The 11179-nt window shown below is 45.3% G+C and carries 12 protein-coding genes; 3 read left to right on the forward strand and 9 right to left on the reverse strand.

Features of this window, described 5'->3' with window-relative positions:
• Window position 1: 1 nt before the first annotated feature.
• Window positions 2-1018 (forward strand): Gfo/Idh/MocA family oxidoreductase, encoded by a 1017-nt coding sequence (locus KPL72_RS15445; RefSeq protein WP_212916557.1) that lies wholly within the window; start codon window positions 2-4, stop codon window positions 1016-1018.
• Window positions 1019-1096: 78 nt separating this feature from the next.
• Here KPL72_RS15445 and KPL72_RS15450 read toward each other — a convergent pair whose 3' ends face one another.
• The 9 genes from KPL72_RS15450 to hutU form a co-directional block, all read right to left on the reverse strand.
• Window positions 1097-1630 carry a cysteine hydrolase family protein gene (locus KPL72_RS15450; protein ID WP_219703579.1) on the reverse strand — a complete coding sequence of 178 codons (534 nt, stop codon included), beginning with the start codon at window positions 1628-1630 and terminating at the stop codon, window positions 1097-1099.
• Window positions 1631-1638: 8 nt separating this feature from the next.
• Entirely contained in the window at window positions 1639-1881 is a 243-nt protein-coding gene (locus KPL72_RS15455) for a DUF2442 domain-containing protein (protein WP_219703580.1), read from the reverse strand.
• A 9-nt stretch (window positions 1882-1890) separates the two neighbouring features.
• Window positions 1891-2427 carry a DUF924 family protein gene (locus KPL72_RS15460; RefSeq protein ID WP_219703589.1) on the reverse strand — a complete coding sequence of 179 codons (537 nt, stop codon included), beginning with the start codon at window positions 2425-2427 and terminating at the stop codon, window positions 1891-1893.
• A 39-nt stretch (window positions 2428-2466) separates the two neighbouring features.
• Window positions 2467-2757, reverse strand: coding sequence for a NadS family protein (gene nadS, locus KPL72_RS15465; protein ID WP_219703581.1), 291 nt, complete (start codon window positions 2755-2757; stop codon window positions 2467-2469).
• On the reverse strand, window positions 2754-3071 hold the full coding sequence (locus tag KPL72_RS15470) for a type II toxin-antitoxin system RelE/ParE family toxin (RefSeq protein ID WP_212916562.1): 318 nt from the start codon (window positions 3069-3071) through the stop codon (window positions 2754-2756). Before KPL72_RS15470 ends, nadS begins: the two co-directional genes overlap by 4 nt.
• 256 nt (window positions 3072-3327) lie before the next feature.
• Window positions 3328-4143, reverse strand: a complete 816-nt coding sequence (hutG, locus tag KPL72_RS15475) for an N-formylglutamate deformylase (protein WP_219703582.1) — start codon at window positions 4141-4143, stop codon at window positions 3328-3330.
• Between the two features lie 11 nt (window positions 4144-4154).
• On the reverse strand, window positions 4155-5375 hold the full coding sequence (gene hutI / locus KPL72_RS15480; RefSeq protein WP_219703583.1) for an imidazolonepropionase: 1221 nt from the start codon (window positions 5373-5375) through the stop codon (window positions 4155-4157).
• A 32-nt stretch (window positions 5376-5407) separates the two neighbouring features.
• Window positions 5408-6943 (reverse strand): histidine ammonia-lyase, encoded by a 1536-nt coding sequence (gene hutH / locus KPL72_RS15485; protein WP_219703584.1) that lies wholly within the window; start codon window positions 6941-6943, stop codon window positions 5408-5410.
• Window positions 6944-7098: 155 nt separating this feature from the next.
• The gene (hutU, locus tag KPL72_RS15490) at window positions 7099-8787 is read right to left on the reverse strand and encodes a urocanate hydratase (protein ID WP_219703585.1); all 1689 of its coding nucleotides are present in this window, start codon (window positions 8785-8787) and stop codon (window positions 7099-7101) included.
• A gap of 303 nt (window positions 8788-9090) precedes the next feature.
• Here hutU and KPL72_RS15495 point away from each other — a divergent pair, with 303 nt between their 5' ends.
• Both KPL72_RS15495 and KPL72_RS15500 read left to right on the forward strand, forming a co-directional pair.
• Window positions 9091-10491: a formimidoylglutamate deiminase gene (locus KPL72_RS15495; protein ID WP_219703586.1), complete on the forward strand. Its 1401-nt coding sequence runs from the start codon at window positions 9091-9093 to the stop codon at window positions 10489-10491.
• The gene (locus KPL72_RS15500; RefSeq protein WP_219703587.1) at window positions 10484-11083 is read left to right on the forward strand and encodes a HutD/Ves family protein; all 600 of its coding nucleotides are present in this window, start codon (window positions 10484-10486) and stop codon (window positions 11081-11083) included. Before KPL72_RS15495 ends, KPL72_RS15500 begins: the two co-directional genes overlap by 8 nt.
• Window positions 11084-11179: the final 96 nt, after the last annotated feature.

Below are 11179 nucleotides of genomic sequence, written 5' to 3' on the forward strand. Positions count from 1 at the left end.
CATGACAACAAAACCTGTCAACCTAGTACTGGTAGGCGCTGGGCGCATGGGTTCTCACCATGCAGAAAACATCGCATTTAATATCAGCAACGCGAATTTATTCGGTATTTTCGACCAGAACCTAGAAGGCGCCAAAAAGCTAGGCGAAAAACTAGGTTGCGATTTCATTACTGATAACATCGACGAAGTTGCCAACCACCCAGATATAGATGGCGTCGTTATTGCCGCCCCTGCACGTTTTCACGCTAATCTTTCAAAATATTTTCTGGAGCGAGGTAAAGCGGTATTCTGCGAGAAACCAGCAGGTTTAACACTTGCAGAAATCGATGAAGTATCTGCCGCAGCTGAAGCCGCTGGCCTTCCTTATCAAATCGGTTTTAACCGTCGCTGGGATAGAGCGTTTGCCGATGCAAAAGCGAAGATTCAAGAAGGCGTTATTGGTACGCCTCAGCAACTACGTTCATTGACTCGTGATCCTGGCCCTTGGGGTGGTGATCCGTTCAAAATCCCTACATGGACAATTTTTTACGAAACACTAATTCACGATTTTGATACCCTACTTTGGTTGAACGAAGGTGCCAATGTCACTGAAGTTCGCGCAATTGCTGATGCGCTTGTACGTCCAGACGCAAAGTCTCATGGCCATCTAGACGTAGCAACCGTCACGCTACGCTTTGACAACGGCGCTATCGCTGTAGCAGAAGCAAACTTCTGTGCCATGTATGGTTATGACGTGCGAGCTGAAGTACTGGGTTCTTTAGGCATGGTTCAAATGGGTGATGTTCGTAAAACCAACATGACCTGTTTCGACAAAGATGGCGCCAAAGATGATACTTGGCGCATGGACTCTCATATTTTTGCTAGCGGCTACACAGCCCAAGTTCGTGCTTTTGCAGATGCCATCCAAAGCGGCAAACAAACGGGACCAAATGGTCGAGACGCTCATCGAGCACTGGCTATCTCTCTTGCCTGTATCGAATCCATCGAATCTGGAACAGAAGTTAAGACCAACATCTAACACTTAAATTTCAGATCAACCCTACAAAACCTACATTAGCCTTTAGCAGCGTCTAATGTAGGTTTTTCTTTAAGACCTCTACCTGACCAATTCATTAGATGAAATGGCTGAGATCTTGACGCCGAAGCTCGATATATTCGGCAAAGTGGCATTATGATGAGATCGTATCTGCTCGGCACTTGCATGAGGTTTATCATGCGTTGTATGAGCATCCGAGACCAGTTCAACTGAATAGCCCAAGCCTGCAGCGCGTCTAATTGTAGTATCGACACAAAACTCAGAGGCATACCCACAAACAATCAAATGCTCAACGCTATGCTGCTTTAACAAAGCTTCAAGATCAGTTCGCAAAAAAGAATCCGGTGTTGTCTTGCGAATAAACTCATCACCCTCTTCTACCTTTAACCCCGCCTGTAACTGCCAACCAGCAGAGCCAAATTCGATAACAGAACCTGCTTGTTCATGCTGCACATGGATCACCAAAACATCACTCGCTCGCGCCCAAGACGTGACACGGTTTATCCGCTCAACAGCAAGATCCGCCTCAAAAGGACGAGGTGCTGGATCGAACAAAATACTTTGTACATCAATGATCAGAATGGCGGATTTCATCATTATCCTTAAATATCTTCGGGGAAACTTAATAAATACAAGGTATCTTTACTGAAGTCCTGCTCGTGAGGCCATTGAACACCACCAAACGCTACGGAAACCAGCCTAAAGTAACTCTCATCTTTTAGCTCTTGGAAAATACCTTTCTCCAAAAAAAGAGATACATCAAACATACGGACATCATTATCCTCAAACGTAAGCTTAAGAACATAAAAGCTCATTAGTTCAACAGCAGTCACTTTGGGGTCCATAAAACAATCTTAGAAACTAGAATTTGGCTCAGCTAAAAACTCCAACTCTTCTGCAGAAGACTGACGACCTAAGATGGCGTTTCTATGTGGATAACGGCCAAAACGATCCACAATTTTTTTGTGTTTTAATTCGAAATCCAAGTTGTTAACAATGCCCAAATCTCTAAAGAGCTTTACCGCTTCTTCATGAATCACAGCGGATTCACTGTGCATATACGGCATGTATAAAAAGCTTCGCTCTGAAAGCGATAACTCTTGATCAAAACCCTTTTGAATTGCCTCCTGAGCCAGCACTAAAGCCATAGGATCAGCCGCAAAGGATTCAGGTTGATCGCGATAGATATTACGAGAAAATTGATCAAGCACGATGATTTCCGCCAAAGCACTTTTGGCGCAATGACGCCAAGAAGACAGCTCCCCTTGAACGGCTTGGCGATGGAGCTTGCCAAATCGAGTGATGATTTTATTATCAAAGTCGATGTCTTTCTGAAACCACTGTTTTGGCTCAATATCGTTAAACCAAAAATCCAATACTTCTTGATGCATCACTTCAGCTCCAAATTGACCAAGCACTATATGCTAAACCTACCCATGCAGCGCTTTTAGCGCATATTCTGGATCAGCATCAACGATTTTAAGTAAGGCGCGAGCTGGCCCCGTTGGGTGACGACGACCTTGCTCCCAGTTTTCTAGCGTACGCTTACTGACACCAAGCAGATTAGCAAAACGACTTTGGCTTAAACCTGTTTTGGTGCGAATTGCCTTCACTTCTGGGTCTGCAAATTCTGTGATTCGTGCAGCCGTGGCTTGGCCTTTTATGATGCTATCAGCTTGTTGTACGCTTTCTAGCAATTCATTGAACATGTCGTCATTCATTGTGACCACCTTTCTACTATTTGTCTTAGCGCTTTGGTTTGCGCATCGGTTAAATTCTCTTGAGTGCTTTTGGGAAAAATATACATCATGTAAAGTTGCTCATTCTCTGTCATCCAGTAATAGATGATTCGTACGCCGCCCCTTTTTCCACGACCATCCACAGACCAGCGAATTTTCCTTAAGCCGCCACTGTTTTTAATCAATACACCAAGATCGGGCTTTATAACCAAAGCCTCCTGCAACTCTTTATATTCATCGTCGCTCATTATTTCATTAATGAGTTTGGTAAAAATAGGCGTTTCAACAATTACCATGACACCTCCAAATTATACGCCAATGGCGTGATTTGTCGATTAATAATTGAGCAACGATTGATAACAGCAGAAGACGCTAAAAAATAGCCTTTGAACATATAAGAATTCCTTTTCCTATGAAGTTTGATGTAACAACGATGACGCTACGTGACACTACCGTCAAGAAAAAAGAGACTAGATATAGCATCAAAAAAAATCCCCATGCCGTTTCCACAACATGGGGACTCTTGACTCTTAAACTATAAAACAGCTGATTTTATAAACTAAGGTGCTGACAAGCCTCAATCACGTCTTTCAGCTGCTGTGTAATCAATGGCTGTTTCTTTTCATCCAATTGATATTCTGACTGTTTTGCCAACTCATCATTTAAATACGTTGCTTGAGAAAGTTCGAGTTGGATCGCGTGAATGTTGTTATCAGGCTGGCCGAAATGACGAGTAATGTAGCCGCCTTTAAAACGTCCATTGAGTACTTGCGTGTAGTGTGGTCGCAGTATTTGCGTGACGGCGTTTGCGATTGTCTCGTCACAAGCTTTGCCTTCGTTGGTGCCCCAGTTGAAATCAGGAAGAACACCATCAAACAGCATAGGCACTTCAGCTGCAATGCTGTGGGCATCGAACAAGATAGCATAGCCAAATTTGGCTTTTAGTCGCGCGAGTTCTTGCTCAATCGTGCCGTGATAGGGTTTCCAAATATGCTCTTTACAAAAGGTTTTATGCTCGTCACTTGATGCTTTGCCTTCAGCAAAAACAGGCGTGTCTTCAAATAAAATGTCGGGGAACAAGCCCGTGGTTTTCGTCGCGTAAAGTGGCTTGTCATCATAGGGACGATTAAGGTCGATGACATAACGAGAGTAGTTAGCCTTAATAAAACCCACACCCAACGATTCTAAAAAATCATAAAGCTCAGGGATAAACCAATCGGTATCGGGCAGTTTTTTAGCTTGATCTGTCAATCCAGCTTGTACCTCAGCCGTTAAGTTCAAACCAGAATGCGGCATGCTGACCAGCAAAGGCGAATCGCCCTGAATAAAATCAAATGCCGGTACGGTTAATACGTCATGCGTTGTCATTATGTTTCCTCTTAACTACTTTTGCCTTCATAGATTCTATTTTTTACTAGGTTGCCGCCAAGCCAATAACTTAACTCGCCAGGGCTTTCTACATCCCAGCACACAAAATCGGCAACTTTCCCAATTTCTAAACTACCATGAGTATCTGCTATACCCAATGCTTTTGCTGCATAAATGGTCGCACCCGCCAAAGACTCTTCTGGCGTCAGTGCAAACAAGGTACACGCCATATTCATCATCAGTCGAAGCGACAATGCAGGCGATGTTCCGGGGTTTGCATCCGTGGCAATTGCCATCGGCACGCCATATTGGCGCAGCAAGGCGATCGGCGGTCGTTGAGTTTCTTTTAGTGTAAAAAACGCCCCCGGCAATAACACGGCAACCGTGCCGGAATCCGCCATGGCTTTTACGTCTGATTCTTCAATAAATTCAATATGATCCGCCGACAACGCCTTGAACGACGATGCCATAGAAGTTCCACCTAAAGAAGACAATTGCTCCGCATGGATTTTCACTGGCAAGCCCAATAACTCTGCGGTTTTAAAATAGCGCGCCACTTGCTCGGTGCTAAAGGCAATGCCTTCGCAAAAAGCATCCACTGCATCAGCCACGCCAAGCTCAGCCACTTTTGGTAGAACCGTGTCACATAGGTAATCAATATAAGCGTCTTTATCGTCATATTCTGGCGGCATGGCATGTGCTGCCAAACAAGTACGTTTTACCGTCACGGGAAATTGCTTTCCTAGTTCCGTCGCTACGCTAAGCATTTTCAATTCTGAATCGAGGGACAGACCATAGCCAGATTTGATCTCAACTGTGGTCACACCATCGGCTATTAAGCTTTTCAGACGACGAGAAGCGCTAGCGATTAACTCCACTTCGCTGGCGTCACGAGTTGCCTTCACAGAGGAAGCGATACCGCCGCCCTGCTTGGCGATTTCTTGATAACTTACGCCATTCAACCGTTGTTCGAATTCACCTGCGCGATTACCACCAAACACAAGGTGCGTGTGGCAATCAATCAACCCCGGCGTGATCCATCCGCCGCCCAGATCGTGTTCGTTTTGAGTGTCGTAGTTTGGTAATTCTTGAGCTTCACCAATCCAAACGATACGGCCGCCGACGACGCCTATCGCTGCGTTTTCAATCACGCTATACAGGCCATCTTCCATGGTGGCGATGTGAGCGCCGTGCCATAGGCTGTCTAACTTCATTGGAGTATCGTTTGTCATAGCTTTTCCTTTTCTTAAACCACTAAACTTGGCTATTTAATACTAGGCAATAGCCCTTCTGGCATCGTCTCGTTATGCACCGCTTCTAATAGCAATTCATTGGCCTTTTCGATATCTGGCGCGAAATAACGATCTTTATCGTAGAAAGGCACACGAGCGCGCAATGTCGCACGAGCGTTTTCTAGACGTTTGCTGGATTTCAATGGTGCGCGGAAGTCCAAGCCTTGTACCGCAGACAAAATCTCAACCGCCAAAATACCGCGTGTATTTTCCGCCATATCTTTCAAACGGCGCGCAGCGAAGGTCGCCATAGAAACGTGGTCTTCTTGGTTCGCTGATGTTGGCAAACTGTCTACTGACGCTGGGTGCGCGTAGCTTTTGTTTTCGCTCGCCAATGCCGCCGCCGTTACTTGCGCAATCATGAAACCAGAGTTTACACCGCCGTTGTCCACCAAGAATGGCGGCAATTTACTTAGGTTACTGTCGATCAGCAAAGCCATACGACGTTCAGACAAACTACCAATTTCAGCAATCGCCAAAGCAAGATTATCTGCGGCCATAGCCACTGGTTCTGCGTGGAAATTACCACCTGAAATGATGTCACCTTCAGCGGCGAATACTAATGGATTATCGGATACGGAATTGGCTTCAACACACAAGACTTTCGACGTGCTGCGAATTTGCTCTAGGCATGCACCCATAACTTGCGGCTGACAACGAAGAGAATACGGATCTTGGACTTTTTCACAGCCTTGGTGAGAATCGCCCAACTCTGATGTTTCGCCTAATAGGTGACGATACGCTGCCGCTGCATCGATTTGCGTTTGATGACCGCGCACTTCATGAATTCGCGCATCAAATGGGCTACGGCTACCAAGCGCAGCTTCCACAGACAAAGAACCACAGACAATCGCGGAAGCAAATAGATCTTCTGCTTCAAACAGTCCCTCTAATGCAAACGCTGTAGAGGCTTGAGTACCGTTCAATAGCGCTAGACCTTCTTTTGGCGCAAGAGCAATTGGCTCTAATCCAGCGATAGACAAGGCCGCTTGACCAGAAATCACTTCGCCACGATAACGGGCTTTACCTTCACCTAATAACACAGTACTCATGTGAGCCAATGGTGCTAAATCACCCGATGCGCCTACAGAGCCTTTTTTCGGAATACATGGATACACTTCTTTGTTAATCAAGGTCAGCAAAGCTTGAATCACTTCAAGGCGAATACCAGAGAATCCACGGGCAAGGCTGTTTACTTTCAGCGCCATAATCAGTTTGACGGTTTTGTCTTCCATCAAAGCACCGATACCTGCAGCGTGAGACAATACAATGCTGCGCTGTAACTCATCCAAATCTTCTGGTGCAATACGCGTATTCGCCAACAAACCAAAGCCAGTGTTAATACCATACACAGTGCGATTTTCTGCAATTACATCATTAACAACTTGTGTACTGGCGTGAATCGCGGGGAAAGCGCTTTCGTCTAGCGTCAGCTTAACGTGACGACGGCTAATTTGACGCAATTCGTTTAGAGTCAATTGACCTGGTTTTATGGTTAATTCAAACATAGTGTTCTCCAATTTTGATGTCATATTTTGCCATCAAATAATTTTTATTATATTGTTTTACGCCCTTGTGAGGCTTCTTCTATACGCATTACGCAGCACTTAAAACAAATAATATTTAAGTGCTACGTCATATCTAAAGACCAAGTAATTATCTATTACTTACCAGTGATCATAGGTAAATTTAACCCCTGCTCTTTCGCGCAATCGATAGCAATATCATAACCTGCGTCCGCATGACGCATCACACCAGTCGCTGGATCGTTATGAAGAACACGAGCAATACGCGCTGCCGCATCGTCACTACCGTCACACACAATTACCATGCCGGAATGCTGAGAGAAGCCCATACCTACGCCACCGCCGTGGTGTAAAGATACCCAAGTCGCACCAGATGCTGTGTTCAACAAGGCATTCAATAGAGGCCAATCTGATACGGCATCTGAGCCATCTTTCATGCCTTCCGTTTCGCGGTTCGGGCTAGATACAGAACCAGAGTCAAGATGGTCACGACCGATAACGATTGGCGCAGACAATTCACCGCTACGCACCATTTCATTAAAAGCTAAGCCAAGTTTGGCACGTTGACCAAGACCGACCCAACAAATACGCGCTGGCAAACCTTGGAATTGAATACGCTCACGAGCCATGTCTAACCAACGGTGTAAATGCTCATCATCAGGAATCAACTCTTTTACTTTGGCATCGGTTTTATAAATATCTTCTGGATCACCAGACAAAGCCGCCCAACGGAAAGGCCCAATACCACGGCAGAACAACGGACGAATGTAAGCAGGTACGAAACCTGGGAAATCAAAGGCGTTTTCGACACCTTCTTCCATCGCCATTTGACGAATGTTGTTACCATAATCAAACGTTGGCACACCCATTTTTTGGAAATCCAACATGGCTTGTACATGTTTCGCCATGGATTTTTTCGCAGCAGTTACGATTTCTTTTGGCTGAGTTTGTGCTTTCTCGCGGTACTCTTCCCAGCTCATGCCTAGTGGCAAGTAGCCGTTTAATGGATCATGAGCCGATGTTTGGTCTGTCACCATATCTGGGCGAATACCACGTTTTACCATTTCAGGTAGAATTTCTGCAGCGTTACCGCAAAGCGCGATAGATACCGCCTTGCCTTCCGCTGTATATTTTTTGATGCGAGCCATTGCATCGTCTAGATCAGTCGCTTGCTCATCCACATAGCGAGTACGTAGACGGAAATCTATACGGCTTTGCTGACATTCAATATTCAATGAACACGCGCCAGCCAAGGTTGCTGCTAGTGGCTGAGCACCACCCATGCCACCAAGACCCGCCGTTAATACCCAGCGACCAGCCAATTTACCATCGTAATGCTGACGACCTGCTTCAACAAAGGTTTCGTAAGTGCCTTGTACAATGCCTTGGCTACCGATGTAAATCCAAGAGCCCGCTGTCATTTGGCCGTACATCGCCAAGCCTTTCGCGTCTAGCTCGTTAAAATGTTCCCAGTTGGCCCAATGTGGCACTAGGTTTGAGTTAGCGATTAATACACGAGGTGCGTTGCTATGGGTTTTGAATACACCCACTGGCTTACCTGATTGCACCAACAAGGTTTCGTCTTCTTCTAGCTCTTTTAGGGATTCAACAATCTTGTCATAACATTCCCAATCACGCGCCGCACGACCAATACCACCGTAAACCACCAATTCTTCTGGGTTTTCCGCTACATCAGGATCCAGGTTGTTCATCAACATACGCATTGGCGCTTCAGTGAACCAAGATTTAGCTGTCAATGTTGTTCCAGTTGCTGCTTTTACGACACCTGCGCGGTAACGTTTTTGAGCGAGTGTTTGCTTAGTCATTTTTTCACCTATCAAAGAATGTCTTTTGATTCTGATTAAAAGGAAGATTTAACGAACATGTATATACAATTCATCTAAAGATAAAATCTAATTTTTCTAGATGCAAGCCATTTTTGAAAATAAATCCAACGAATTCAAATTAAAAAGGACAAGTGACACACACTAAAAAGCAAAAAAACCTTAACAATCAAGCACGACATAAGTGAATCACCGGATGAAAAAGAAACTCATAAAAAACACACTTGTATATACATTATATTTTCCATTACACTCAAAGCATCAATATTCATTAGGACAGGACTTGTGACTAGCCATAACCCCACTCATTGCGATAGCACTCAATACTATTTTGCGCAACGCGCTTTGCTCTCTTCTGGCTGGGCGAAAGATGTGCTTTTCTCTGTTAAAAATGGTCAATTTCACTCTTTTGCAGCAGACAGCGTGCCAACAACAGACTGCCATGTTTTATCTGGCCCCGTCTTACCAACACTTGCCAACGTGCATTCTCATGCCTTTCAGCGAGTAATGGCGGGAGCCGCAGAAGTCAGCTTAAATCCGAATGATAGTTTTTGGAGTTGGCGCGATTTGATGTACAAGATCGTGCAAAAGCTTACGCCAGATGATGCTCATATCATTGCCAAACAGCTTTATATCGACATGCTAAAAGCCGGTTATACACAAGTCGGGGAATTCCACTATCTACACCACGATGTTGGCGGAAAGCATTATGGCCAGCTCGGAGAAATGTCGAATCAGATCATCGCTGCAGCAGACGAGTCTGGGCTAGGCTTAACGTTGCTACCTGTGCTGTATTCTCACTCTGGTTTTGGAGGACAAGCACCGAACGCCGGACAAGCGCGCTTCATCAACAGCACAGATTCTTATTTGGCGTTACATCAAGCCTGCGATAAAGCGTTAGCAAATCATCCTCGCCATAAATTGGGGATCTGTTTTCACTCGCTGCGCGCTGTGACCAAACCACAAATTGAAACTGTACTTTCTGCGTTAAAACAAGACGTTCCGATACACATTCATATCGCCGAGCAACAAAAAGAAGTGCAAGACAGCTTAGCTTTCAGCGGGCAACGTCCAGTGGAATGGCTACATAATGAAGTCGGCCTAAATGGTCGCTGGTGCTTGGTTCACGCCACTCATCTAACCGATACAGAACGCCAAGCCATCGCCAGCAACCAAGCGGTAGCAGGGCTTTGCCCGACGACAGAAGCAAATTTAGGCGATGGCATTTTCCCAGGCGTAGCATTCGAACAAGACGGAGGCCGTTGGGGTATTGGCTCAGACAGCCATGTGAGCTTGTCGATTGTCGAAGAATTACGAACTTACGAATACGGGCAGCGCCTACGCGACCAACAACGCAATCGTTTATATCGTGCCGACCAAACCAGTATTGGTGACAACCTTTATCAGCAAGCTTTGTTGGGTGGCAATCAAGCCTGCGATGTGTCATTAGGGTTAAGCCAAGGTAACCGAGCAGACTTTATAGTACTCGACGAATCTCATCCTTTTATCGCCGCAAGTGAAGCAAAAGACCTACTCAATCGCTGGCTATTCGCCACTAATGAAAACCTTGTGAAAGACGTTTTTGTCGCTGGCAAACACACCATAAAAGACTTCCACCACCAGCATGAAGACAGTAGCCGTATGGCCTTTACTCAAGTCATTAAAAAGGCCATGTACCATGCCTAATGTCATTATTATCGAGCAATCACAATACTTGCGAATGCCATGGAAAAACGGCCTTGGCGAAACCCTAGAGATTCAACGTCATGAAGATAAAATAGGCCTACGTTTTCGTATCAGCCAGGCATCGGTTGTGGAAAACGGCATGTTTTCCGATTTCAGCGGATTGCATCGCACCTTGGTGTTGTTATCTGGTGAAGGCATGACACTCGAACACACAGATAGTAGCAGCAAAAGCAGTCATATTTTAAACAAGCTACTAGACATAGCGCGCTTCTCAGGTGGTGATGAAACTTATGCCACACTGAAAAGTGGCAAAATTGAAGACCTGAACATCATGGTGCGAGACACCGACACTCAAGCAAAAGTAGAAGCATACTCAGCACCTTGCTCGCTATTACTTTCAAATAACGATACCTCGATCTCAACTAGCGACACCTTGTTCAGTGGTTTTTATGCTGCTGAGGACACTGTGATGGATATAGAGAGCGCAACTCCTTTGCTAATCAAAGCACACAGCATGGTAATTTTTTCAGAAGAAACCAATGCGACATTGGCTCAAGGAAACGGCATATTGATAAAAGTGACCGCGATTTAACGCTTCATTCGGACAAGCATACACTTTAAAAAAGTACTCCCTTGACCCTTTCAACCATGAAGTGACCCCCAATAGTTGGACAACCAATATTGGGGG

This window comes from Marinomonas lutimaris (assembly GCF_019426345.1).
In the GTDB taxonomy this organism is placed as follows: Bacteria; Pseudomonadota; Gammaproteobacteria; order Pseudomonadales; family Marinomonadaceae; genus Marinomonas; species Marinomonas lutimaris.